General features: G+C 71.6%; 18 protein-coding genes, 5 tRNA genes and 1 riboswitch. Of the genes, 11 read left to right on the top strand and 12 right to left on the bottom strand.

Going from position 1 to position 24,183, the window contains the following annotated elements:
• Positions 1-356 precede the first annotated feature (356 nt).
• Complete coding sequence (locus IF54_RS0116380) at positions 357-2,435, bottom strand: asparagine synthase-related protein (RefSeq protein ID WP_030319141.1); 2,079 nt, start codon at positions 2,433-2,435, stop codon at positions 357-359.
• A gap of 683 nt (positions 2,436-3,118) precedes the next feature.
• Here IF54_RS0116380 and IF54_RS0116385 point away from each other — a divergent pair.
• The 4 genes from IF54_RS0116385 to IF54_RS0116400 all read left to right on the top strand — a co-directional run bounded on the left by IF54_RS0116385 (position 3,119) and on the right by IF54_RS0116400 (position 8,227).
• A complete protein-coding gene (locus IF54_RS0116385; protein ID WP_030319143.1) occupies positions 3,119-4,543 on the top strand; it encodes a hypothetical protein in 1,425 nt (474 codons plus the stop codon).
• Between the two features lie 72 nt (positions 4,544-4,615).
• Positions 4,616-5,836: an L-2-hydroxyglutarate oxidase gene (gene lhgO, locus IF54_RS0116390; RefSeq protein WP_030319146.1), complete on the top strand. Its 1,221-nt coding sequence runs from the start codon at positions 4,616-4,618 to the stop codon at positions 5,834-5,836.
• Between the two features lie 83 nt (positions 5,837-5,919).
• Positions 5,920-6,777 carry a tRNA (guanosine(46)-N7)-methyltransferase TrmB gene (gene trmB / locus IF54_RS0116395; protein ID WP_030319148.1) on the top strand — a complete coding sequence of 286 codons (858 nt, stop codon included), beginning with the start codon at positions 5,920-5,922 and terminating at the stop codon, positions 6,775-6,777.
• A gap of 49 nt (positions 6,778-6,826) precedes the next feature.
• Positions 6,827-8,227, top strand: coding sequence for a PrsW family intramembrane metalloprotease (locus IF54_RS0116400; RefSeq protein WP_030319150.1), 1,401 nt, complete (start codon positions 6,827-6,829; stop codon positions 8,225-8,227).
• Between the two features lie 136 nt (positions 8,228-8,363).
• On the opposite strand, the gene IF54_RS0116405 is transcribed toward IF54_RS0116400, so the two are convergent.
• From IF54_RS0116405 to IF54_RS0116415, 3 genes are all read right to left on the bottom strand, one after another.
• Positions 8,364-9,308: an aldo/keto reductase gene (locus tag IF54_RS0116405; RefSeq protein WP_030319152.1), complete on the bottom strand. Its 945-nt coding sequence runs from the start codon at positions 9,306-9,308 to the stop codon at positions 8,364-8,366.
• Positions 9,309-9,415: 107 nt separating this feature from the next.
• Entirely contained in the window at positions 9,416-10,441 is a 1,026-nt protein-coding gene (locus IF54_RS0116410) for a M23 family metallopeptidase (RefSeq protein ID WP_030319154.1), read from the bottom strand.
• A gap of 11 nt (positions 10,442-10,452) precedes the next feature.
• Positions 10,453-10,610: riboswitch (cyclic di-AMP (ydaO/yuaA leader) on the bottom strand.
• A 236-nt stretch (positions 10,611-10,846) separates the two neighbouring features.
• Positions 10,847-10,920, bottom strand: a tRNA-Met gene (locus IF54_RS0116415).
• Positions 10,921-11,042: 122 nt separating this feature from the next.
• Here IF54_RS0116415 and IF54_RS0116420 point away from each other — a divergent pair.
• Positions 11,043-11,792, top strand: a complete 750-nt coding sequence (locus IF54_RS0116420; RefSeq protein ID WP_030319157.1) for a class II glutamine amidotransferase — start codon at positions 11,043-11,045, stop codon at positions 11,790-11,792.
• 62 nt (positions 11,793-11,854) lie between these two features.
• On the opposite strand, the gene IF54_RS0116425 is transcribed toward IF54_RS0116420, so the two are convergent.
• Positions 11,855-12,496 carry a GTP cyclohydrolase II gene (locus tag IF54_RS0116425; protein WP_030319159.1) on the bottom strand — a complete coding sequence of 214 codons (642 nt, stop codon included), beginning with the start codon at positions 12,494-12,496 and terminating at the stop codon, positions 11,855-11,857.
• Positions 12,497-12,651: 155 nt separating this feature from the next.
• Positions 12,652-13,161 (bottom strand): MarR family winged helix-turn-helix transcriptional regulator, encoded by a 510-nt coding sequence (locus tag IF54_RS0116430; protein ID WP_030319161.1) that lies wholly within the window; start codon positions 13,159-13,161, stop codon positions 12,652-12,654.
• 69 nt (positions 13,162-13,230) lie between these two features.
• Here IF54_RS0116430 and IF54_RS0116435 point away from each other — a divergent pair, with 69 nt between their 5' ends.
• Entirely contained in the window at positions 13,231-14,358 is a 1,128-nt protein-coding gene (locus tag IF54_RS0116435) for a dihydrofolate reductase family protein (RefSeq protein WP_030319164.1), read from the top strand.
• A 112-nt stretch (positions 14,359-14,470) separates the two neighbouring features.
• On the opposite strand, the gene IF54_RS0116440 is transcribed toward IF54_RS0116435, so the two are convergent.
• From IF54_RS0116440 to IF54_RS0116465, 6 genes are all read right to left on the bottom strand, one after another.
• A tRNA-Lys gene (locus IF54_RS0116440) sits at positions 14,471-14,543 on the bottom strand.
• Between the two features lie 98 nt (positions 14,544-14,641).
• Positions 14,642-16,177 carry an amino acid permease gene (locus IF54_RS0116445; protein ID WP_030319166.1) on the bottom strand — a complete coding sequence of 512 codons (1,536 nt, stop codon included), beginning with the start codon at positions 16,175-16,177 and terminating at the stop codon, positions 14,642-14,644.
• A 63-nt stretch (positions 16,178-16,240) separates the two neighbouring features.
• Positions 16,241-18,358, bottom strand: a complete 2,118-nt coding sequence (locus tag IF54_RS0116450) for an FG-GAP repeat domain-containing protein (protein WP_030319168.1) — start codon at positions 18,356-18,358, stop codon at positions 16,241-16,243.
• Positions 18,359-18,540: 182 nt separating this feature from the next.
• Complete coding sequence (locus tag IF54_RS0116455) at positions 18,541-20,370, bottom strand: DEAD/DEAH box helicase (RefSeq protein WP_030319171.1); 1,830 nt, start codon at positions 20,368-20,370, stop codon at positions 18,541-18,543.
• A gap of 234 nt (positions 20,371-20,604) precedes the next feature.
• Complete coding sequence (locus tag IF54_RS0116460; RefSeq protein ID WP_030319173.1) at positions 20,605-21,117, bottom strand: hypothetical protein; 513 nt, start codon at positions 21,115-21,117, stop codon at positions 20,605-20,607.
• Positions 21,118-21,196: 79 nt separating this feature from the next.
• Positions 21,197-21,547 carry a metallopeptidase family protein gene (locus IF54_RS0116465; protein ID WP_030319175.1) on the bottom strand — a complete coding sequence of 117 codons (351 nt, stop codon included), beginning with the start codon at positions 21,545-21,547 and terminating at the stop codon, positions 21,197-21,199.
• 85 nt (positions 21,548-21,632) lie between these two features.
• On the opposite strand from IF54_RS0116465, the gene IF54_RS0116470 reads away from it, so the two are divergent.
• The 5 genes from IF54_RS0116470 (at position 21,633) to IF54_RS44185 (ending at position 24,058) form a co-directional block, all read left to right on the top strand.
• Positions 21,633-23,231 carry a metallophosphoesterase family protein gene (locus tag IF54_RS0116470; protein WP_030319178.1) on the top strand — a complete coding sequence of 533 codons (1,599 nt, stop codon included), beginning with the start codon at positions 21,633-21,635 and terminating at the stop codon, positions 23,229-23,231.
• Positions 23,232-23,311: 80 nt separating this feature from the next.
• Positions 23,312-23,384 (top strand) — tRNA-Glu (locus IF54_RS0116475).
• A gap of 38 nt (positions 23,385-23,422) precedes the next feature.
• Positions 23,423-23,497: transfer RNA gene (locus IF54_RS0116480), tRNA-Asp, on the top strand.
• A 24-nt stretch (positions 23,498-23,521) separates the two neighbouring features.
• Positions 23,522-23,595, top strand: a tRNA-Phe gene (locus tag IF54_RS0116485).
• 64 nt (positions 23,596-23,659) lie between these two features.
• The gene (locus IF54_RS44185; protein ID WP_234438990.1) at positions 23,660-24,058 is read left to right on the top strand and encodes a hypothetical protein; all 399 of its coding nucleotides are present in this window, start codon (positions 23,660-23,662) and stop codon (positions 24,056-24,058) included.
• Positions 24,059-24,183: the final 125 nt, after the last annotated feature.

The following is a 24,183-nucleotide window of genomic DNA, read 5'->3' on the forward strand; positions in this document are numbered from 1 at the left end:
GTCGTGGCTGGTCGCGCAGTTCCCCGCGCCCCTGGGGAGTTGCAGTCCACCTGCGCCACGACGGGACCGTCAGCCGCGCGCGCCCGCCCCATCGAACCGTTGGCCGCGTACGGCGCGCAGGGGACGGGGTGGGGGTGTCCGCCCGCAGCGGCCGGCGTCCGGAACCGGGCCACTGATCAAGGGACCGAGGCGCCGGACCGAGGACGGACACCCCCCACCCCGGCACCGACCCACAACCCACCCGCACGCGCTACACACGCCCCCACCGAAGCCGCACGGGCCGCCGCAGGCATTTCAGGGGCGCGGGGAACTGCGCAAAAACGCCCACCCCCACCGAACCCGCAGACAAAAACGGCTCAACCGCCGGAGGCCAACGCGCCACGCGCCCCCCGAATCCCCCCCGGCACCGCCCGAGCCCGCGCCGGCGTCCCCGTCCAGCACGTCCCCCGGCGGGCCAGCAGCCGCCCCAGCCACAGCTCCAGCGAGACCAGGTCGGCCAGCCCGTCCAGCGGCAGCGGTTCGCCCTCCGCCGCCCCCCGCAGCGCCTTGCGCACCACCCGCGCCTCCACCAACCCCGCCTGGGCCAGCAACGGCGTCCCGAACAGCGACATCAGCGAGTCCGCCGCCACCCGCAACCCCGTCCGGGTCGCCGCCGCCGAGGAGGCGTGCGAGGGCGCACCCCAACCGGGGGGAAGGTCGGAGACCCCCGCCCCCTCCAGCACCGTACGGAGGATCTCGGCCCGCGCCCCCGGCTGGACCCGCAGTGCCTCGGGAAGGGCCCGGCAGGCCCGCACCACCTGGTTGTCCAGGAACGGCGCGTGCAGCCGCTGCGACCGGATCTCCGCGGCCTGCTCCAGGACCCGCAGATCCGAAGCGTGCCGCGTGAGCGCCGCACGCGCGCGGAAGTCGCCGGGATGCTGACCGGGACCGACCCCGGAGCGCTGTGTCGCCCCCTGGAGGCGAACCGATACTTCAGCGAGCGCCTCCCCCGTCAGCCACCGCGCCGCCGGCCCCGGTCTCGCCCAGGTGAGCGCGGCGAGGGACGCCCCCACCGCACCCCCGGGCTCGTCGAAACGCTGGTGCATGAGCCGGTCGGCCAGCATCTCCAGACCGACCCGGTACGGCGTACGGGCCAGCCGTCGCGCCGCGCCGTACACGCGCGCGGGGACGAACACGGAGCCGTCCGCCTTCGCCAACGCGGCCACCGGCCGGACCAGATGGCGCCGCTTGCGGTCCATCAACAGGTCGGCCAGGCGCGCCGGATGGGCGTCCAGCACCTGGCGGGCCCCGTACCCCGTGAAGTGGTCCGCGCTGCCCGCCGCCAGCCTGGCCCGGTGCCGCGCGGCCGTGACCAGGGTCGCCCCGGGTTCGTCCGTCAGCGGCCCGTCCAGCTCGGCGTACGGGAGGGTCTCCTCGCCGCCCGTCACCACCACGTGGTGCAGCCGGGGATTGGCCGCGAGGGTCCCCGCCCGTTGCACCTCGGCCTCCCGGCCGCCCACGACAAGGTCGTTGAAGGTGACCGCGAGCAGCCGCTCACCGGCGCCCGTGCCGTGTCCCAGTACGGTCCCGGGCCTTCCGGGCAGCCCGGCGGCCAGCAGCGCCAGCGTCCCGGAGGCGGGCCCCCCGGACAGGTCGGCCCCGATGCCCGGCGCCGGCATCCCGCGCGCGGCACGCCGTTCGGCGGGCCCCATGCCGGGCACCGGACCGGGGTCGATGTCGGGCACGTGCCGGGGCGCGGACAGCCTGGCCCGCACCGCCTCGACGAGCGCGTCCCGCACGCCGTCGACCGCGCTGTCCGCGTCGGCGGTGGGCGCGGCGACGGCGAGGGAGGCGACGGGCTCGTACCCGGCGATCTCGCGGGCGCCGTTGCGCAGGATCAGCGCGTGTCCCGGCGGAATGCGCCGTACGCCCTCGTAGGGGGTGGAGTCGTGCAGCGCGGCCGGCACGTCGGGGGCGGCGAGCAGCGCGGCGAGGTGCCCGAAGTCGAGGTTGGCCTCGATGAGATCGGCGAGGGGCAGGGCCGCGGTCGCGTAGGCCGTGCCGCCGGCCCAGGGGGTGTGGAACACCGGCCGCGCGCCCGCCAGATCGCCGCACACGGTGATCCGGCGGCCCGCCTGGACCACCGCGGTGTACGCGCCCGGCCAGGCCGTCAGATGCCGAAGGGCCCCTCCGCGCGCGGCGAGCAGTCCCACTCGCAGCTGTTCGTCGGAGGCTCCGCAGATACCGAAGACCGCGATCCGGGTCTGCGCGTCGACCGTCACCACGCGCACCTCGTCGGGCCGCCAGTCGCCGACCGCCCACAGCGGGTCCGGGTCGCCCCACAGGAGGTGGGACCCCACCGGGTGCACGGTCTCGCCGTCGCTTCCGGTCGCCCCCGCCGCACCGATTTCGGAGACACCCGCGGCGGTGCTGCTCCATCCCACCAACCACCGCATCGACGCCTCCACAGGCTGTGGACAACCAGTGCACCGCTCGAACCGGTCACCATGCTGCCATGAAGGACGCCTGACGGAGGGGCGGTGGAGCCGCTCGGCATACGGGGAACACGCCCCCGTGACCACCCGCGTACGCCTGCGGGGGCCCGCGCGGAGCAGGTGGTGCGCGACGTGAATGCGCCCCCGATACGCTCCCCCATCACACCTAACGCGCCCTCAACTGCCATGGTAGGAGGGCTGATCGCCCGTGAGAACGGGGGTCGGTTTTCAGCCAAATCGGCGCCATGAGGACAGGCTCGCGCACGCTCCGTACACAGCCCGCGCGCCGCACGACAGGCGCGCAGCCCGGGAGGCGCCACTTCGCCCCCCGGGCCGTTCCGCCGCCCGCGGGGATGTAGGCGGCGGTGTCCCCCAGCCCACTGGATCCAGTACAGCGGGCCGACCCACGCAGCATCCATCGAAGCGCTCCACCCATGGCCGGAGAAGAGCGCACACACGGGCGCACGGCCACACGGCCGGAGCACGTCGCAACTGCGCGTATCGGACCCGTACTTCAGTACGGACCACAATCCCGCCATCCGGAACAATGCCCCTTAACGCTTGGGATGCGGCGAACTACGCTGGGTTTACGAATGCCGCGTGGTTATGCCAGCGCGGCAGCCGTCTGTGTCGAGGGGTGGCGCATGTCCAGGGAGCAACGCGGGCCGAACGAAAAACTCGGCGCCGTTCTCGCCCTCGCGGGAATCAGCAACGCAGGACTCGCGCGTCGCGTCAACGATCTTGGCGCCCAACGCGGGTTGACTCTTCGCTACGACAAGACGTCGGTGGCGCGCTGGGTGTCGAAGGGCATGGTGCCGCAGGGCGCCGCGCCGCACCTCATCGCGGCCGCCATCGGCCAGAAGCTCGGCCGCCCGGTGCCGCTCCACGAGATCGGCCTGGCGGACGCGGACCCCGCACCCGAGGTGGGCCTCGCCTTCCCCAGGGACGTCGGACAGGCCGTCAGGTCGGCCACCGAGCTCTACCGACTGGACCTCGCGGGCCGTCGGGCCGGCACCGGCGGCATCTGGCAGTCCCTCGCCGGTTCGTTCGCAGTGAGCGCATACGCAACGCCCGCCTCACGGTGGCTGATAACCCCGGCCGACAGTTCGGTCGCGCGGGAGACGAACCACTCCGAGGGCTCCGGCGCACCGCTCAAAGTCGGCCACAGCGATGTGCAGAAGCTGCGGGAGGCCGCCGACGACGCCAGGCGCTGGGACTCCAAGTACGGAGGCGGCGACTGGCGTTCGTCCATGGTGCCGGAGTGCTTACGGGTGGAGGCGGCACCACTGCTGCTCGGCTCGTACTCCGACGAGGTGGGCCGGGCGCTGTTCGGGGCGTCCGCCGAGCTCACCCGGCTCGCGGGCTGGATGGCCTTCGACACCGGTCAGCAGGAGGCGGCCCAGCGGTACTACATCCAGGCGCTGCGGCTGGCCCGCGCGGCGGCCGACGTACCGCTCGGCGGGTATGTGCTGGCGTCGATGTCGTTGCAGGCGACCTACCGGGGCTTCGGTGACGAGGGCGTCGATCTCGCGCAGGCCGCGCTGGAGCGCAACCGCGGACTCGCGACCGCCCGCACCATGAGCTTCTTCCGGCTCGTCGAGGCGCGGGCACACGCGCGTGCGGGGGACGCGGCGGCGGCCGGGGCGGCGCTGAAGGCGGCCGAGGGCTGGCTGGAGCGCTCCCGGGAGGGGGACAACGATCCGTCCTGGCTCGGGTTCTACTCCTACGACCGGTTCGCCGCGGACGCGGCCGAGTGCTACCGGGATCTGAAGGCGCCGCGTCAGGTGCGGCGGTTCACCGAGCAGGCGCTGTCCAAGCCGACGGAGGAGTTCGTGCGCTCGCACGGGCTGCGGCTGGTCGTCTCGGCGGTCGCGGAGCTGGAGTCGGGCAATCTCGACGCGGCCTGCGAGCAGGGCGTGCGGGCGGTGGAGGTGGCCGGCCGGATCTCCTCGGCGCGCACGACCGAGTACGTGAAGGATCTCCTGCACCGACTGGAGCCGTACGGCGACGAGCCCCGGGTGGTGGAGCTGCGGGAGCGGGCCCGGCCCTTGCTGATGGCGCCCGCATAAGTCAAGGAGAGCAGCACCACGTCCCGCGTTTGAAGCGACTGTCAGTGGCGCAGTGCACTATCGAGGTGGGAGGTGGTGCAGGTGCCGTCGGGGATCGCTTACGACTGTGACGTGCTCGTGATCGGTGGGGGCATCGTCGGACTGTCGACGGCGTACGCGATCACGCGGGCCGCGCCGGGGACGCGGGTCACCGTGCTGGAGAAGGAGAGCGGGCCCGCCCGGCATCAGACCGGGCGCAACAGCGGGGTGATCCACAGCGGGATCTACTACCGCCCGGGATCGCTCAAGGCCCGGTACGCCGTGCGCGGGGCCGCCGAGATGGTCAAGTTCTGCGCCGAGTACGGCATCGCCCATGCCGTGACCGGCAAGCTGATCGTGGCGACGGAGCGCGACGAGCTGCCGAGGCTGCACGGCCTGGTCCAGCGCGGCCGGGAGAACGGCATCCCGGTGCGGGAGCTGGGCGCCGCCCAGATCGCCGAGTACGAACCCGAGGTGGAGGGCCTGGCCGCCATACACGTCGGCACCACCGGGATCTGCGACTTCGTCGGGGTCGCGCGGCAGCTGGCCGAGGCGTCCGGGGCGGAGATCCGCTACGGCGCCGAGGTGCGGCGCATCGACCGGCGGCCCGAGCTCGGGGTGGCCGTGCTCACCGGCACCGGTGAGGTCGTGCGCGGGAAGGTGCTGGTGAACTGCGCCGGGCTGCACTGCGACGAGATCGCCCGGCTGACCGGGGACGACCCGCAGATGCGGATCGTGCCGTTCCGAGGCGAGTACTACACGCTGGCGCGACCCGAGCTGGTGCGGGGGCTGGTGTATCCGGTGCCGGACCCGGCGTTCCCGTTCCTCGGCGTGCATCTCACCCGCGGGATCGACGGAAGCGTCCACATCGGACCCAACGCGGTGCCGGCACTGGCCCGGGAGGGGTACGACTGGGGTGTCGTACGGCCCCGGGAGCTCGGCGCGACGCTGGCGTGGCCGGGGTCGTGGCAGATAGCCCGGCGGCACTGGCGGTACGGCACCGGTGAGCTGCACAGATCGGTGTCCCGGCGGGCCTTCACCACGGCCGTGCGGCGGTTGCTGCCGGCGGCGAACGCGGACGATCTGGTGCCCTCGCCCGCGGGCGTGCGCGCCCAGGCGGTGCTCCGGGACGGCACGCTGGTGGACGACTTCCTGATCAGGGAGGGGGCCCGGGCGGTGCATGTGCTGAACGCGCCCTCACCGGCGGCGACGGCCTCGCTGCCGATCGGGCGCGAGGTGGCCCGGCGGGCTCTGGAGGCGTTGCGGGGCGTGTGAGGGGGCCGGCGCAGGGGCACCGGTTCGGGCCGGGGTCCGCCCCGGACCCCGCTGGGCCGGGTTCACGTAAAATCGGCCCCACTGTGTCTGATTCCCTCAACGCTCCCGACGCCGTCGACTCCGGCGACTCCACCCCGCACACCCCCGGTGTCTCCGTGCGGCACACCCGGGTCAAGGGGGAGCCGCGCTTTCCCGACGGTCCCAGTGCCGATCCCGCGGGGTCGCACTTCGAGCGGCGGATCCGGAGTTTCCAGCCGCGGCGCAGCCGGGTGACCGCGGGACAGGCCGACGCGTTGCAGCGGCTGTGGCCCACGTGGGGGCTCGACATCGACGGGCGGCGCGTCCTCGACCTCGGCGAGATGTTCGGCAACGACCACCCCGTCGTGCTGGAGATCGGCTTCGGGATGGGCGAGGCCACCGCGCGGATGGCCGCCGCGGACCCCGCCACCAACATCCTCGCCGTCGACGTGCACACCCCCGGCCAGGGCCATCTCCTCGGCCTCGCCGAACAGCAGCAGCTGACCAACGTCCGGGTCGGCAACGGCGACGCGATCATCCTGCTGCGCGAGATGCTCGCCAAGGACGCACTCGCCGGGCTGCGCGTCTACTTCCCGGACCCCTGGCCCAAGAAGCGGCACCACAAGCGGCGGCTGATCCAGCCGGAGTTCCTGGACCTTGCCGCGACCCGGCTTCGGCCCGGCGCGCTGCTGCACTGCGCGACCGACTGGGAGCCGTACGCCGAACAGATGCTGGACGTGCTCACCTCGCACCCCGACTTCGAGAACACCCAGCCCGACGGCGGATTCGCGCCGCGTCCCGACTTCCGGCCGCTGACCCGTTTCGAGGGCCAGGGACTGGAGAAGGGACATGTCGTGAACGACCTGCTGTTCCGCCGCGTACAGCACGGCGACCGAACCGACCAGTCCCCCTCCGGCGCCTAGGTTCCAGCCCGGCTGCGGGCGGTGCCTCCGTCTCGTTAAGGTCGATGCCGTGGCCACCATTCCCCCGTATCCGACGTACTCCGGTGAGCCCACCGGTGGTGCCCCGCTGCGGCATGCGCACTGGTGGCAGCGGAAGTGGGTGCGCTACGGCGCCCTGATCACGCTTCTCGCGCTGTCCGGGCTCGTCATCCTCGCGCTGGTGCGTCAACAGACCGGCAGCGAGGGCTTCCTGGTCGGTCTGGGGCTCGCCGTCCTGCCGGTACCGCTGCTCATAGCCGCGTTCCGCTGGCTCGACCGGGTCGAGCCGGGCCCTTGGCGCAATCTGCTGTTCGCGTTCGCCTGGGGCGCCTGCGCGGCCGCGCTGATAGCGATCATCGCCAACAGCTTCGCCACGAAGTGGATAGCAACGGCGACCGCGGACCCCTCCGGCGCGGACACCCTCGGCGCGACGGTGATAGCGCCGATCGTCGAGGAGTCGGCGAAGGCGGCCGCCGTACTGCTCGTGTTCCTGTTCCGCAGACGGGACTTCACCGGGATCGTGGACGGGGTGGTGATAGCGGGGATCACCGCGACCGGGTTCGCGTTCACCGAGAACATCCTCTACCTCGGCACCGCCTTCGGCACCGACCAGCTCACCGGCGACCGCGGCATCGCCTCCGTCACCGCCGCGACCTTCTTCGTGCGCGTGGTGATGTCACCGTTCGCGCACCCCCTGTTCACCGTCCTCACCGGCATCGGCTTCGGCATCTCCGCGCTCTCGGCGGAACGCCAGCACATCCGTCGGGTGCTCTTCCCGCTGTCCGGACTGCTGCTCGCGATGGGCATGCACGCGACGTGGAACGGCTCGTCGACGTTCGGGGAGTACGGCTTCTTCGCGGTGTACGCGATGTTCATGGTGCCGGCGTTCGCGCTGCTGACCTGGCTGGTGATCTGGACACGGCAGCGGGAGCTGAAGACCGTCCGCGAGGAGCTCCCCGCCTACGCCGCCACCGGCTGGCTGACACCGGCCGAGCCGTACGCACTCGGCTCGATGCGGGCACGGCGGGTGGCTCGGGAGTACGCGCGCCGGCAGTTCGGCGGGCGGCCCGCGGGGCGGGCGGTCGCGCAGTACGAGGCGTACGCGACCTCGCTCGCTTTCCTACGGCGGCGGGGGCGGCTCGGCCGGGCGAACGCGGACTTCGTCGTACGGGAGCGGGAACTGCTCCAGGAGCTGTGGCGGCGCCGGGAGGTGGCCCGGCCGGCCCTCGACCACGCGGCCCGGGTGACGGCCCCGCCGGTGGCCGCGCCGCCCTGGCCGGGGTACGGGGGGTATGGCGTGTACGGGGTGTACGGCTACCCGCCCCAGCCGGGCCACCCTGCGCTGCCGGTCCAGCATCAGCCGGCACAGCCGGTCCAGTCCCAGCCGGTCCAGCCGACGCCGTATCCCGCGTACAACCCGTATCGGACCTAGGACTGCAAGGGCTGCGAGCGCTGCGAGACTGCGAGGCCTGCGCCGAAGGCCGACGGGGTCCAACCGGCCCTCCCCCTGCCCGACGGGGTCGAACCGGCCCGTCCCCTGCCCGACGGGTTCGATCGGACGCGTCCCCTTACGCCGACGCCTCCGTCAAACGCCCCAGCTCCTCCTCCGTCAGGGTCACGTCCGCCACCCCCAGCAGCGCCGGGAGCTGCTCCACCGTGCGGGCGGAGGCGATGGGGGCCGTGACCGTCGGCTGGGCGGCGAGCCAGGCGAGGGCGATCGTGGCGACCGGGGCCGCGTGGGACTCGGCGATGTCGTCGAGGGCGGCGAGGACCTTCCGGCCGCGGTCGGTGTCGAGGTGCTTGCCGGCTCCCGCCGCCCGCGCCCCCTCCACCGTCGTGCCGGGGCGGTACTTGCCCGTGAGGAAGCCGGACGCGAGGGCGTAGTACGGCACGGCGGCGAGGCCCGCCCGGGACGCGACGGCCTGGAGTTCGCCCTCGTACGTGTCGCGTGAGACCAGGTTGTAGTGGGGCTGGAGGGCGACATAGCGCGCCAGGCCCTCGCGGTCGGAGAAGGCGAGGGACTCCGAGAGCCGCGCGGCGGAGATGTTGGACGCGCCGATCGCGCGCACCTTGCCCGCCTTCACCAGTTCGTCCAGCGCGCCGATGATCTCCTCGACCGGCACCTCGGTCTTGTCGAAGTGGGTGTAGTAGAGGTCGATGCGGTCGGTGCCGAGGCGCTTCAGGGAGGCGTCGGCGGCGGCCTTGATGTTGGCGGCGGTCAGCCCCTTGAAGTCGGGGTGCTGGCTGACCTTCGTGGCGATGACGACGTCGTCGCGGTTGCCGCGGGCGGCCAGCCACTTGCCGATGATCGTCTCGGACTCGCCGCCGGAGTTACCGTCCACCCACGAGGAGTACGAGTCGGCCGTGTCGACGAAGTTGCCGCCCGCGGCGGTGTACGCGTCGAGGACGGCGAAGGACGTGGCCTCGTCGGCGGTCCAGCCGAAGACGTTGCCGCCGAGGGCGAGCGGGAAGACCTCGAGGTCGGAGGAGCCGAGCTTGCGGAGAGAAGTCATGTGATACGTCAACGCCCCCGCCCGACGAGGATCTTCCGCCACGGCCGCAAAATCCTCGCAAACAAGCGGAATTAGCCCCTCCGAACCTCAGAGAGCCTCAGGGAGTCTCAGGGGTTGAGCCCCTTGCCCTGGAGCCACGCCATCGGGTCGATGCCGGTCGCCGCGCCGCCCGGGTGGACCTCCAGGTGCAGGTGCGCGCCCGTCACGTTGCCGGTGGCGCCCACGCGGCCGATGACGTCACCGGTGCCGACCTTCTGGCCCACGCTGACGCTGATCGAGGACTGGTGGCAGAACCACAGCTCGGTGCCGTCGTCGAGGGTGAGGATCGTGCGGTAGCCGTAGGAACCGGCCCAGCCGGCCTCCGTGACGGTGCCGCTGTGGATCGCCTTGATGAGGGTGCCCGTGGGGGCGGCGAAGTCGAGGCCCGTGTGGTAGCCGGAGGACCACAGCGAACCGGCCTGACCGAAGGTCCCCGTGATGGTGTACGACGAGGTCGGCAGCGTGTACTGCTTGGCGAGCTCGGCCAGACGCGCGACCTCGGCCTTCTTCGCGGCCGCCTCCTCCGCCTTCTTCTTCGCGGCGGCGGCCTGCTGCTGGGCTTCCTTCTCCGCCTTGGCGGCGGCCGCGTCGGCCTCCTTCTGGGCGGCTTCCGCGACGGCCTGGGCGGCCTTGGTGTCGAGCTGGTCCTGCTGCGTCTCGGCCTGGGCGAGGATGCGCGAGCGCAGCGCCTCACCGGCGTCCGAGGTGCCCTTGGCGGTATCGACGGTGGCGGTGCCGACGCTGCTGAAGGCGCTCGTGTCGGCGGCGCCGGAGTCGGAGTCGTCCGAGATGAGCGAGCCGACGTTCGGCAGGTCGGGCATCGAGATGGAGACCGGCGGCTTGCCGGTGTTGGCGCTGGCCATGCCGCCGGCGCTGACAGCGGCTATGACACCGACGCCGAGAACGGTGGAGCTGCGGGCGAATCCGCCGCCGCGCTGCTTGGCCACGCGGTGCCGGCCTCGCACGGGGGCGAAGGAGTCCGCGGTCGGGTTCCACTCGCCGAGGGGGGCCTCGTCGTCGGCGCGGTAGCCGCCGTACACGAGAGTGCTGCGGGGTACGGACGGGGCCTCGGGGGCAGGCGGGTTGGACGCCACGTGGGCGCGCTCCTTTCCTTCCTTCTCGCCTACCGGGTTAGCTGACGGGTTCGGAGCAGGAAGGTCTCCTACGCGCGTATACCCGCCGTGTGGCCACGGCGGACTACGAGCGATTCACCCCAAGGTGGTGGTTCCCCGGTTCCCTTGCGGAATTCGGCGCGTGAGCACGGAGCCGTCTCTTGTGACGGCTGGGACGACCGCGCTGCGTTATCGAACGTTAATAGACCCGGGGGTCCGATTCCAAGCCGTTCCGCTTGATCATTAACGAAATCCCGCAGGACTTACGGCCCATGACCGGTGAAAAACGGGCGAGTTGACCGCATCGCTCAGGCCAGGTCATGAGCGCGCCCCGGGAAACACTCAGGGCCGGAGCCCAATGACTGGACTCCGGCCCTGAGCCGTGAGTAGCGGGGACAGGATTTGAACCTGCGACCTCTGGGTTATGAGCCCAGCGAGCTACCGAGCTGCTCCACCCCGCGTCGGTGAAACCAGCATACGCCATCCGGGAGCGACTCCCGCACGCATTACCGCCCAGCGCCTGTGACCTGCCCTTTCACGCCGCTGGATGGCTGGAACCAGCCCTCTTAGTACTGTCACGCCCATGTGCCGTCTCCTGGGCGTGGTCACCCGCGCACCTCTTCCGCTCACCGCCGCCCTCGGTGAACTGGCTCTTCCCTTCACGGAGTTGAGCCGGGAGCACGGTGACGGGTGGGGGATCGCCGCCTGGCCCGGGGCGGGCGGGGGCAGGCCACGGGTGGTCAGGGGGATCACATCGGCCGCCGGGGACTGGCTGTGGGAGCACGCCCTCGCCGGGACGCGTGCCGACGCCGCCGTACTGCATCTGCGGATGGCGAGCCCCGGGCTGCCGGTCGTGCCGGGCGACACCCATCCGTTCATCGCGGACGGCCTCGCCTTCGCCCACAACGGCTTCTTCTCGCCGTACGGCGCCCTCGACGAGCTCATCAACCCCGGTCTCCTCGCGGCGGCGGGCGGGAGCACCGACTCCGAGCGGTTCTTCCTGCGGGTGCTGACGCTGCTGCGGGACCAGGACCCGGTCGACGCGCTCGCGCGGGCCGCCGAGGACATCCGGGCCCGCGCGTCCTTCGCGAGCCTGAACTGCCTGCTGCTGACGGAGGAGGCGCTGTACGCGTACGCCGACGAGGACCCGGACTCCGAGGTGAGCCGGCGGCGCGGGCCCGACTTCTTCCGGCTGCGGTACCGGGCGGAGGGCGACCGGGTGGTCGTCGCGTCGAGCGGGGTGCCCCAACCGGTCGGGGCGTGGCGGGTGTTGCCGTACCGCCAGGTGCTGGAGATCCGGCGGGACGACCTGGGAGTCCGCGTACACGCGTGACGGGAGGTCGTCGTCACCGAACCCCGCACCCGGCACGGCTCCAGCGGCAGACGCTCGCCCGCTCAGCCGACCCCGAGCTCCGTCAACTCCCCGAGCGGCAGCGTGTGCTGGGTCTGGAGGACCTTCGCGCGCAGGTAGCGGACGTTGTGCGCGGTGGTGAACACCCCGGTGGGGACACGGTCGTGGACGGCGATCCCCAGGTCCCTCAACTGGCCCGCCTTGTCCGGGTTGTTGGAGAGCAGATCGACCTCGTCGATCCCGAGGGCGGTCAGCATCTGCGCGGCCGCCGTGTAGTCCCGGGCGTCCTCGGGCAGGCCCAGCGCGGTGTTCGCCGCGTAGGTGTCGAGACCCTGGTCCTGAAGGGCGTACGCGTCGAGCTTGTTGTAGAGACCGATACCGCGGCCCTCCTGGCGGAGGTAGAGCAGCACACCGCCGCGCTCGGCTATCCGCTCGACCGCCTCGCGCAGCTGGGGCCCGCAGTCGCAGCGGGCGGAGCCGAAGACGTCCCCGGTCAGGCACTCGGAGTGCAGGCGCACCAGCGGCACGGCACCGGGGGCGGGGTTCCCGAGGACGACGGCGAGGTGCTCCTGTCCGTCGGCCAGGCCGTGGAAGGTGACGAGTTCGGCGTCCACGCGGTAGCCGTCACCGAAGCGCAGCGGGACGCGGACGCGGGAGCGCTGGGTGGCGGCGGGCAGGTCGGTCATGCGGGTACTCCGGTCCGTAGGCATATCTGCTTCAGATTTGAAGCAGATCTACTGATCGAGACCCTACCCCATGCTTTAAATTTGAAGCAACGGATTTATGGCACGCATCACACGCGGACAGCGGCGCTCAGCACTTGGCCCTCAGCGCTCGGCCCTCACGAGCACGACGGGGACGACCGGCGCCGCCACGGCATCTCCCCGGAGGCACCCTCCTCCCCCAGGAGCCCCTCGGTCACGCTGGTGAAGATCTCCTCCAACTGCCGCACCTGCTCCGGGGTGAGCCGGTCGATGAGCGCGGCGCGAACCGTCTCCACATGGCCCGGCGCGGCCCGCTCCAGCACTGCCATACCCTCGTCGGTCAGCACCGCGACACTGCCGCGCTTGTCCCACTGGCAGCTCTCGCGCCGCACGAGCCCGTCCTTCTCCAGCCGGGCGACCGCGTACGTCAGCCGGGGCCGGGTGATCTTCAGCCCCTCGGCGAGATCGGTCATCCGCAGCCGCCGCTCCGGGGTCTCGGAGAGGTTGGCGAGGATGGAGTAGTACAGGTGGGGCATGCCGGCCTCCTGCTGGAGCTGCCGGTCGATGGTGTCCTCCAGGAGGAGCGAGGCGGCGATGTAGGCACGCCAGGCTCGCTGTTCGTCGGGGCTGAGCCAGCGGGTCGTCATGCCACCAGTGTAGGTTTGCTTCAAACTTGAACCAAGCCCCGCCATCCTTTTTCGAGAGGGACCGCGCCGATGCCCCACCCCCACGTCCTCCTCTCCGCCGCGGTCTCCCTCGACGGCTACCTGGACGACACCGGCTCCGACCGGCTCCTTCTCTCCAGCCCGGCCGACTTCGACCGCGTCGACGAGGTCCGCGCCTCGGTGGACGCGATCCTCATCGGCGCCGGCACGATCCGCGCCGACAACCCCCGCCTGCTGGTCAACTCCGAGGCCCGCCGGGCCACCCGGGTCACCGCCGGGAAGCCGCCGTACCCCCTGAAGGTCACGGTCAGCGGCTCGGGCGAGCTGGACCCCGCGGCGAACTTCTGGCACACGGGCGGCGAGAAGGTCCTCTACACGACGGACAAGGGCGCGGACCGGGCCCGCGAGCTGGGCCTGGCGGCCGACGTGGTCGCCCTCGGCCCGGCGCTGGACTGGCGCCGCCTGCTGGAGCATCTGCACGCGGTGTACGGCGTCGAGCGGCTCATGGTCGAGGGCGGCGGCCGTATCCACACCCAGCTCCTCCAGCAGGGCCTGGCGGACGAGGTGCAGCTGGTGCTGGCCCCGCTGTTCGTCGGCGATCCGCAGGCCCCGCGGCTGTTCGGCCCCGGCGGCTACCAGGGCGGCCGGCTGCGGCTGGTGGAGACCCGTCGTATCGAGGACGTGGTCCTGATGCGCTACGAACCCACGGCACCGGGCACCGGCCCGACCCCCGCCGCAGCGGACCACCACTGGCTGACGCTGGCCTGCGAACTCGCCGCCCAGTGCCCGCCGTCCCGCACGGCGTTCAGCGTGGGAGCGGTGGTGGTGGCCGCCGACGGCACGGAGTTGGCCCGCGGCCACTCCCGCGAGTCCGGCGACCCGGTCGTGCACGCGGAGGAGGCGGCCCTGGCGAAGATCGCCCCGGACGACCCGCGGCTGCCGTCCGCCACGGTCTACACGAGCCTGGAACCCTGCACCCAGCGCGCCTCCCGCCCGGCCTCCTGCGCCCGGCTGATCCTGGACGCGGGGGTACGGCGGGTGGTGACGGCGTGGCGGGAGCCGGACACGTTCGTGACGGGGGCGGACGGAACCGGCCTGCTCACCGGGCAGGGGGTCGACGTGGTGGTCCTGAGCGGCCACGAGGACGAGGCGAAGACCCCGAACCGGCACCTGCTCTGACGGTGGGGAGCCGCGGGCCGCGCCCCGCGAAACGCAGACAGCGCCCGACCCGACCGAAGCCGACTCAGGCGCTGCACAGCAGGTCGGAGGAGTTACCCCCGTCCGCAACCCGTAGGCCCTGTGGGACTCGAACCCACAACCAATGGATTAAAAGTCCACTGCTCTGCCAATTGAGCTAAGGGCCCAGGCGATGTTGCCCCCACGAGCATAGCCGGACGTGGCCGTGTCTCCGATCGGGTATCGGGGACACGGCCGTGTCAGAAGGGCCGGGGAGTGGGAAAGGTCAGGGATCGACCGGTTCGGGGGCGTTCGCGCGGGCCGCCTCGCGGGCCTTGGTGCGCTCGTGCTCCGGGTTGAGGAACCAGTGCCGGGCCGAGGCCGCCCACCAGATCCACGCGAAGCCGAGGACGGCCAGGACGGCGATCGGGGCGTAGTTGAAGGTCTCCCAGGTGACCGGGGAGACCTGCGGGAGCATGAAGAGGATCGTGATCACACCGACCCACCCCACCGACACCAGGCCGATCGCCCGCGACCAGCGGCCCAGATGCCACGGCCCCCGGTCGAAGGCGTCGCCCTTGCGCAGCCGCAGCAGCGTCGGGATGACGTAGGCGATGTAGAGGCCGATCACCGCGACGGACGTCACCGCCGCGTAGGCCGCGTAGTTGATCAGGTACGGCAGGCCCAGCAGCAGTGCCCCGCCCGCGGCAAGCCACACCGCCGCCACCGGGGTGCGGGTGCGCGGGCTGACCGTGTGCCAGAGGTGCGAGAACGGCAGCGCGCCGTCGCGCGAGAAGGCGTAGATCATGCGGCTGTTGGCGGTCACCGACGCCATCCCGCAGAACAGCTGGGCACCGATGACGACCAGGAGCAGGAGCTTGCCGGCCGTGGCACCGAGCGCGTCGAGCAGGATCTGGGCCGGGGGCGCGCCCGTCGGGGAGTTCAGGGCGCCGTCGTAGGACTGGATCGCGAAGGTGAAGCCGAGCAGGAGCACGAAGCCCGCTATCCACGACGTCCAGATCGACTGGACGATGCCCTTCGGGCCCGCCGTGGAAGCGTCGTGCGTCTCCTCGGTCATGTGGGCCGAGGCGTCGTAGCCGGTGAAGGTGTATTGGGCCATCAAGAGACCGATGAGGACGACGTACACCCCGCTCCCCCAGCCCGTTTTGTTGACGAACTCGCCGAACACGAACGACGCCGACTGGTGTTTGTCGGGGGCGAAGGTGAGCGCGCCGACGATGACGGCCACGCCGATCACGTGCCACCACACGCTGACGCTGTTGAGGAGCGCGACGATCCGGACGCCGAAGGTGTTCAGCAGACCGTGCAGCACCAGGATCGCGGCGAACAGCAGGATGGTCCGGCCGGCCGTCACCTTGAAGTCGAACTGGAGGTTCAGGTACGCCCCGAGGAAGGACGCGGCGCCGAAGTCGATGCCCGCCGTCACCGCGACCTGGCCCAGCACGTTGAACCAGCCCGTGAACCAGGCCCAGGCGGCCGCGGTCCGCGTGGGGGCCAGCTTGTGCGCCCAGAAGTACAGGCCTGCCGAGGTCGGGTAGGCCGAGCAGATCTCGGCCATCGACAGACCGACGAACAGCGTCATCAGGCCTACGGCGACCCAGCCCCAGGTGATCACGGCGGGGCCGCCGGTGTTCATTCCGAACATGTACAGCGTCAGACATCCCGACAGCACCGAGATGATGGTGAAGGAGACCGCGTAGTTGGAGAACGCCGACATGCGGCGGGCGAGGACCTGCGTGTAGCCGAGCTGGGCGAGCCGTTCTTCGTCGGAGAGCCCTCTCGGTATGTCGTCATCTGTCATGCCCCCAGCGATTCCCATCCCGAGGGCGTGACACACGTCACAACTTGGCCGGGAAGTGCCCCTCTAGAAAAGGCCCTTGTAGCCCTGCCAGCCGCTCGCGATCTTCACCCGCGCCCCGAACGACCCCTTGCCGTTGCCGTTGTTGCGGTACAGGTTGCCTGCCGTGTCCCGGGAGACCAGGTCGTTCTTGCCGTCCCCGGTGATGTCACCGACGCCGACGACCACGTTGTAGGAGGTCCCCCAGTTGGAGAAGACCTTCACCCGCTCCTTGACCTGCCCGGTGCCGGTGCCGTCGTAGCGCCACAGCGTTCCGGCTTTGTCCTGCACCAGGACGTCCCCGAAGCCGTCGCCGTTGAGGTCACCGGCGCCGACGATCTTCTTGTAGGTGGCCCAGCTGCGGATCTTCACGCCCGGCTTGAGCCCGCTCGCGCCGTCGTTGGCGAAGAGGTAGACGTCACCGGTGGACGCCTTGCGGGCCAGCAGGTCGACCCGGCCGTCGCCGGTCAGGTCGCCGGGGGCGGTCAGGACGTTGTACGCGTTCCAGCCGGTGCCGAGCGAGGTGTGGCTGCTCGTCGGGGCGTAGGAACCCTCCCCGCACTTGCCCGCGTAGCGGCGCAGCTCGCCGTTCGGCATCCGGACCAGCATCTCGGAGCAGCGGTCCTTGCCCATGTCGCCGAAGGGCACGGCGACGGTCCCGGCGGGCCAGCCGGAGCCGTTCTGCTTCCGGTCGAACCGGCCGCCGCCGTTGGTGTACTGGAGGCTCAGCGTGCCCGACGAGTCGAGGGTGGCCAGCTCGCCGTAGGCGAACCCGCCCTGGTCGTGGTGGCCCTGGCGGCCGCCGCTCAGCGCGATCTTGCCGGTGGTGGTGAACGTGCCCACGCCGTCGGCGGCCTTCGCGGTCAGCGTCCAGGTCTTCTGGCCGTTGTACGCGTAGGCGCCCGAGTTCGTCGTGCCGTCCCACTGGAGGTCCATGGCCGTACCGCTGCCCTTGAGGGTGCGGTCGGTGCGGCCCTGGGCGTCCTTCACCGTGAAGGTCCAGTCCGCGGGCTTGTTGAGCTGCCAGGTGCTCATCCAGGCCATGTTGCCGCCGTTGCGGCCCGAGGCGTCGAAGTACGGGTTGTCCAGGTCGGACTCGACCTTCCCGAGCGACTGGGCGGGCACCCCGCTCGGCACGATCCGGATCGTGCGGTCGGCGTCGACATAGGCGACACCCCCGCCGAACTTGTCCACCGACCACGTCAGCCGCCGCTGGTCGGCGGTGTTCCCGGCCGGCAGGTCGGCGATCGCGCGCGCGGCGGCGGCCGTACCGGAGTGGTAGTCCGTCAGCATCAGCTTGCCGGCGCTCCGGTCGTGCTGGACGAGATAGCCGTCGCCGACGAGCGCGGGGCCCGAGGGCACCGTGATGTTCTTCTTCGCCGTACGGTCGTACACGCCCGCCGCGCCCGTCGGACCGCAGTTCCAGTAGATCCAGCGGCCGACGACCTGGAGTTCCTTGACCGTGCAGGGGGCCCCGGTGGAGACGGTCGCGACCGTCTTCTTCCCCTCCAGGTCGTACTGCGTGACGACGCCGTTGCCCGAACCCGGTGCCCACAGCGCCGAGCCCCACACGGAGGCGGCGGTGACGGAACGGGTCAGCCGGACGTCCTCGTCGCGGTACCGGTTCACCGCGTCGACGTACTGCTTGCCGGTGGAGGCCGCGTTGTAGACGTAGTAGCGGCCGGTGGCGTCCACGAACCGCCCGCCGGTGACATCGGGTTCGGTGCCGTGGTAGCTGTTCGGCTCCACCCAGATCTGAGCGCGCTCCTTGCCGGACTCGTCGACCCGGAAGTAGCCGACGCTCTGCTCACCGGTGGACCGCAGCGGCACGCAGTCGCCCGCGTCGCAGGGCACCCGCTGAAGATGGGTGCCGTTGGCGTACACGCCGGCGAACCCGCGGGTGGCCTGCTCCAGCACGGTGGAGCCGTCGGCCGAGAGCTGCCGGCCCACCACGTACTGGTCGCCGTCCGGCCGGTACTCGACGCTGGTCAGATAGCCGCCCGCGTAGTCGATGCCCCACACGCCGTCCGTGGCGATCGGGGTCGGGCTGGTGTCCGCGGCCGCCTGGCCCGCGGACGTCAGGGTGCCGGCGCTCAGAGCGGCCAGCGAGGCAAGAGTGAGTGCGATCCGGGCACGCCGGGTCAAGGGTCCCTCCCCAGGGAAGTCAGAAAAGGCGCGGCGGCAGGCCTGGTGTTCCCCCTCGGCCACACTCCACAGCGCGATCCCCGGATGCTAACAACTGCCCCACAGACTCCGGTAGTCGAATAGGCATACGAGAAGGGCCCGTACGACCGAAGTCGTACGGGCCCTTCTCACCTCACGCTGTGTCAGCCGTTGCGCTTCCAGCGCGGCTTGTCGTCGCGGCGGCCGAAGGAGCCGGTGCCGGTGCCGCTGCGGTCGTCACGACGGCCGTAGGGGCGGTCGTGGCTCGGGCGGTCGTGGCCACCGGAGCGGAAGCCCGGGCGGTCGCCCTGGCGGTCACGGTTGAACGGGCGGTCGCTGCCCCGGTGGCCGCCACGCTCGTCACGGCGCTCGAAGGAACGGCCGGCCGGACGCTCGTTGTCGCGGCGGAAGCCGCCACGGTCGTTGTCCCGACGGTCACGGTTGAAGCCACCGCGGTCGTCACGACGCTCGAACGTACGACCACCACGGTCGTCCCGACGGAACGCGGGACGCTCGGCGGGCTGCTCGGCGACGACGGCCTCGGCGCGGATCTCCGCCTCCTGGGCCACGACGGCCTCGGCGGCCGCGGCCACCGCGGTCTCCGGGTCCTCACCGCGCTCGCGGGCGGCACGGGCGACGAGGCGGTCGGCCTCCTCGCGCAGCTCGGTCGCGCGGCGCTGGGCCCGCTCCAGCTCCTTGGTGAGCTGGGCGACCTCACGCTCGGCCTGCTGAGCCGCGTTGGCCGCGGACTCGGACTGGACCTCGGTCATCGAACGGGCGCCGGTGATCTCGGCGACCTCGGGCTCGAAGGCCGTACCGGAGTTGATGATGTGACGGCCGGCGTCGACGCCCGCGTCCTCCATGAGCCGGAAGATCTGCCGGCGCTGGTGCGGGAGGGAGAGGGAGACGACGGTGCCGGTACGGCCGGCGCGAGCGGTACGGCCCGCGCGGTGCAGGTAGTCCTTGTGGTCACCGGCGGGGTCGACGTTCAGGACCAGGTCGATGCCGTCGACGTGGATGCCGCGGGCGGCGACGTCGGTGGCGACGAGCGTGTTGACGTACCCGTCCTTGAAGTCGGCCAGCGTGCGGGTGCGCGCGCCCTGGGTCATGCCGCCGTGCAGCGCGTCGGCCTTCACCCCGGCGTCACGCAGCTGCTCGGCGATGCGGTCGGCGCCCAGCTGGGTGCGGACGAAGATGATGGTGCGGCCCTTGCGGGAGGCGATGGCCGCGGTGACCGGCGCCTTGTCCTTGGGCTTCACGATCAGGATGTGGTGGGACATCGTCGTGACGTTGCCCTGGGCGCTGTCGACCTCGTGCGAGACCGGGTCGACCAGGTAGCGCTTGACCAGCGTGGAGATCTCGTTCTCCATGGTCGCGGAGAACAGCATCCGCTGGCCGCCGGCCGGGACCTGGTCGAGCAGCTCGGTGACCTCGGGCAGGAAGCCCAGGTCGGACATCTGGTCGGCCTCGTCGAGGACGGCGACCTCGATGTTCTCCAGGGAGCAGGCGCCGCGGTTGATGATGTCGCGCAGTCGGCCCGGGGTGGCGACGAGGATGTCGACGCCGCGCTCCAGGGCGTAGATCTGGTTGCCCATCGACGTACCGCCGCAGACGACCTTCATCTTCAGGCCGACGACGTCGCCGTAGGGCTGGAGGGCGTCCGCGACCTGCATCGCGAGCTCACGGGTCGGGGTGAGGATGACCGCGCGGGGCTTGTGCTTCTCGGTGCGGCCGCCGGCGAGACGCGCCAGGACCGGCAGACCGAAGGAGAGGGTCTTGCCGGAGCCGGTGCGGCCACGGCCGAGGATGTCCTTGCCGGCCAGGGCGTCCGGGATGGTCGCGGCCTGGATCGGGAAGGGGGTGGTCACGCCGTTCTGGGCGAGCTTGCGCACCACGCCCTCGGGGAGACCGAGGTCCGCGAAGGTGACCTCGGGAGTGCCTTCGGTGCCCTCGTTCTCGGGCATGACGGCGTGATCAGTACTGGAAATGGACATGCGTAAGCGAAACCTTCCGGAGTCTCGTCGGCACGCGCCCGTCAACTCCGTGATTTCGCAATACGACCGCCTCTATGCGGTCAGCCACGGCAAGGGAGAGAACGCGCCACACGGCGCTCTCTGCAATGGCGCCGGGCAATGGGATCAAACGATCTACCACCATACGCACCCCCCACCCCCCAAGGCAAACCAATGCCTGCCGGTGTAGCGGAGGTCACGTGGGCGGCCGCCGCGTCACACCGGCGCACCCGCCGTGGGCGCCGGTTCGCGCTGGCTCAGCTGCGGTCCCGTCTCCGGCGGCGCGGACGACGACGGCTCCGCGGGCGGCGGCGACGGGGTGGGCGAGGCGGGCGGCTCGCTCGACGCGGGCGGCTCCGGATCGGGCGTGCGCGTGGGGGGCGGGTCGTCGTGCGTCGCCGAGGGCGCCGGCCTGGCCGACTTCCCCGGCCGCGCCCCCGCGGAGGCGGACGCGCTCGCCGAGGCGGACGCCGACGGGGACGCCGACTCCTCGCCGTGCTTCCCCTTCTTCTTCCCGTGCTTGCCGTCCGCGGCCGCCCTGCCGAGCCCCACGGAACCGCCGGAGCCCGCCGAGCCCCCGTCGGGTCCGGCACCGCCCCGCTCACCGGCGGAGTGCGACGGCTTGGCACCGCTGCCTCCGTCGTCCCCGCCCACGCTCATGCAGCCCGCTGCGGCGGCGACGGCCATGACCGTGGCGGCCAGACGGACGGGTACGTACAAGGGGCGCACGAGCAGCCACCTCCGAGGGCGGTCGTCAGAAAGTCAACCTGTCCAACTCCCGCCGCCCGCAAGAGGACACGCGAACCGGCTATCCGTACCCGAGTGCGTGCAGCCGCGCGTCGTCGATCCCGAAGTGGTGGGCGATCTCGTGCACCACCGTCACCTCGGTCTCCGCGACCACCTCGTCCCGCGTCCCGCACATCCTGAGCGTCGGACCCCGGTAGATCGTGATGCGGTCCGGCAGCACCCCGGCGTACCACTCGCCCCGGTCGGTCAGCGGAGTGCCCTCGTACAGCCCGAGCAGCTCGGGGTCGTCCGCCGGCGGTTCGTCCTCGACGAACACCGCGACGTTGTCCATCAGCCGCGTCAACTCCGGCGGAATCCGGTCCAGCGCCTCGGCGACCAGTTCCTCGAACTCCTCGCGCGTCATCTCCAGCACATGTCCATTCTCCGGTACGACCCCGCCGTACGAGAGGGGGGAGCGCGCCCGCATATCCGCGCGCGGACTTGGGCATACGGGATCAATGGCCCGCGTCCCCGCCGCCGCCCGGAAGATCCTGTCCGCCGTAAGGAAGGCACCGCACGCCCTCACCCGGCACTACGCCGGTCGTCGCTCCCACCCGTCCGTCGAACTCGTCCATCCGGCTCATCCCTGGACCCGAGCCCTCGGCCTCGTCGCCGTCGTCCTGCTGGGTGCCTGGCTGGGCCTGCTGATCGTCGGCAACGTTCGGGTGCCCGTCGGGCCCATGAACACGACGATGACCCTGCGCCCGTCCCTGACCGGCGGCACGAAGATCAACGTGTCTCCGCTGGGCGCCCTCGAGCTGGACAGCCACCACGCGCCGGTCCGCCTCGACGTCAACGTCGACCAGCTCGACCCGGAACGCTCCCAGGCCCTCGTGGACCACCCCGAGCGGCTCTCCGGCCTCCAGGACGAGGTCGCGTCGGACGTCGAGCACGGCACCCTCGATCTCGCGGTCCGCTCCTGCGTCGCCGTGGTCGCCGGCGCCACCGCGCTCGGCCTCGCCGTCTACCGGCGCCCGCGCCGCGCCCTCGCCGCCGGCGGCCTCGCCCTCACCCTCCTGGCGGCCTCCGGCGGCACCGCCTACGCCACCTGGAACCCCGAATCGGTCCTGGAGCCGAAGTTCTCGGGCCTGCTCTCCTCGGCCCCGTCCCTGGTCGGCAACGCGCGCAGCATCGTCACCGAATTCGACGTCTACCAGAAGGAGTTGGCCCGCCTGGTCACCAACGTGACGAAGCTCTACGACGTCACGTCCACGCTCCCCGCCTATCAGCCGGACCCCACCACCATCCGGGTCCTGCACGTCTCCGACATCCATCTGAACCCGGCGAGCTGGAAGATCATCGCCTCGCTGGTGGAGCAGTACAAGGTCAACGTGATCGTCGACTCCGGCGACACCATGGATCACGGTACGGCGGCGGAGAACGGCTTCCTCGACCCGATCCCGGACCTCGGGGCGCCGTACGTCTGGGTCCGCGGCAACCACGACTCCCTGACCACCCAGCGCTACATGGAGGGCCTCAAGCGGGTCCACGTCCTCGACGACGGCAAGGCCGAGACCATCGCCGGGCTGCGGTTCGCCGGGATGGGCGACCCCCAGTTCACCCCCGACCGCTCCACGAACCCGGGCACCGACGCGTCCGAGGAGGCGGCGGGCGCCCGCCTGGCCGCGGCCCTGCGCGCACAGCGGGCCGCCGGGACCCCGGTCGACCTCGCCATCGCCCATGAGCCCTCGGCCGCCCGCGAGGTCGACGGCGAGGTCCCGATGATCCTGTCCGGGCACCTCCACCACCAGGAGATGGAGGTCCTGAAGAAGGGCACCCGGCTGCGCGTCGAGGGCTCCACGGGCGGCAGCGGTCTCCGGGCCGTCGAGGGCAAGTACCCCGACCCCATCGAGGCCTCGATCCTCTACCTGGACCGCGACACCCGCCGTCTCCAGGCCTGGGACGAGATCAGACTCGGCGGCCTGGGCCTGACGACGGCGGAGGTCAGCCGGCACCTCCCGCAGGACAACCAGCCGGGAGCGACGCCGTCACCGACCACGTCGTCCACCACGTCCTCGACCGGTTCGCCGTCGGCCTCGCCCACGGGCAGCCCCTAAACCGTTTTGGCGATACCTCCCGGCATCCCATATGCTTCTCACGTCCCCGACGCGCTGAGAAGCGCCCAGGCGGGCCGATAGCCCTCATCGTCTAGCGGCCTAGGACGCCGCCCTTTCAAGGCGGTAGCACGGGTTCGAATCCCGTTGGGGGCACGCAAAACCGTGTGCGACACTGTTCGTGCACAACGCTTGGTCCTGTGGAGCAGTTTGGAGTGCTCGCCACCCTGTCAAGGTGGAGGCCGCGGGTTCAAATCCCGTCAGGACCGCTGAGGTTTCCCCGGAAGCCTCTCGGCTGGGTAGCTCAGTTGGTACGAGCGACCGCCTGAAAAGCGGTAGGTCGCCGGTTCGACCCCGGCCCCAGCCACAGCACAGACCCCGATCTCCGGATCGGGGTCTTGTTGTATCTGTCGTGGACAGGGGTGGGGACGATGAGTCAGGACGACGGTCTGGAGCTGGCCCGCGCGAGATACGGGCTGTTCGCGGTGCTGGCGAGCAATCTGGCGATCGCCGGGGTGGCGGTGGTCGGGGTCTGGCGACTGGACGGCGACAAGGCGGTGATCGTCGGTGTCCTCACTGCCGCGTTCACCGCGGTGAGCAGCATGACCACCGCCTATCTCGGCATCAAGGCGGTCTCGAACACCGCGCGGTCCATCGCCCTCGGCGAGAGGCACGAGCGCACGTCGGCGGCGGCTCCGGCGGCGGCTTCGGTTCCGGCTCAGGTTCCGGCCGCGTCGGCTCCGGCACCGGCTCCTGCCGCTCCCGAAGCGGAACCCGCACCGGCGGCATCGGGAGCACCGGGGTCGGCTCCGGCCCCGCGGCTCCCCTGATCCGGCGGACTTCCGACCCGCCGGGCTTCCGATCCGCCGGCCTTCCGACCCGTCGGCCATCCGATCCGCCGGGCTTCCGATCCGCCGGCCTTCCGACCCGTCGGCCATCCGATCCGCCGGGCTTC

Origin of the sequence: Streptomyces sp. NRRL B-3229 (assembly GCF_000719505.1) — a bacterium.
In the GTDB taxonomy this organism is placed as follows: domain Bacteria; phylum Actinomycetota; class Actinomycetes; order Streptomycetales; family Streptomycetaceae; genus Streptomyces; species Streptomyces griseorubiginosus.

Excerpts from the sequence above, each read along its gene's own strand:
- IF54_RS0116425 (WP_030319159.1), bottom strand. The coding sequence starts at position 12,496 with ATGACCGACCTGCCCGCCGCCACCCAGCGCTCCCGCGTCCGCGTCCCG.
- IF54_RS0116430 (WP_030319161.1), bottom strand. The coding sequence starts at position 13,161 with ATGACGACCCGCTGGCTCAGCCCCGACGAACAGCGAGCCTGGCGTGCC.
- IF54_RS0116445 (WP_030319166.1), bottom strand. The coding sequence starts at position 16,177 with ATGACAGATGACGACATACCGAGAGGGCTCTCCGACGAAGAACGGCTC.
- IF54_RS0116380 (WP_030319141.1), bottom strand. The coding sequence starts at position 2,435 with ATGCGGTGGTTGGTGGGATGGAGCAGCACCGCCGCGGGTGTCTCCGAA.
- IF54_RS0116405 (WP_030319152.1), bottom strand. The coding sequence starts at position 9,308 with ATGACTTCTCTCCGCAAGCTCGGCTCCTCCGACCTCGAGGTCTTCCCG.
- IF54_RS0116435 (WP_030319164.1), top strand. The coding sequence starts at position 13,231 with ATGCCCCACCCCCACGTCCTCCTCTCCGCCGCGGTCTCCCTCGACGGC.
- IF54_RS0116470 (WP_030319178.1), top strand. The coding sequence starts at position 21,633 with ATGGCCCGCGTCCCCGCCGCCGCCCGGAAGATCCTGTCCGCCGTAAGG.
- IF54_RS0116455 (WP_030319171.1), bottom strand. The coding sequence starts at position 20,370 with ATGTCCATTTCCAGTACTGATCACGCCGTCATGCCCGAGAACGAGGGC.
- IF54_RS0116385 (WP_030319143.1), top strand. The coding sequence starts at position 3,119 with ATGTCCAGGGAGCAACGCGGGCCGAACGAAAAACTCGGCGCCGTTCTC.
- IF54_RS44185 (WP_234438990.1), top strand. The coding sequence starts at position 23,660 with ATGAGTCAGGACGACGGTCTGGAGCTGGCCCGCGCGAGATACGGGCTG.
- IF54_RS0116420 (WP_030319157.1), top strand. The coding sequence starts at position 11,043 with ATGTGCCGTCTCCTGGGCGTGGTCACCCGCGCACCTCTTCCGCTCACC.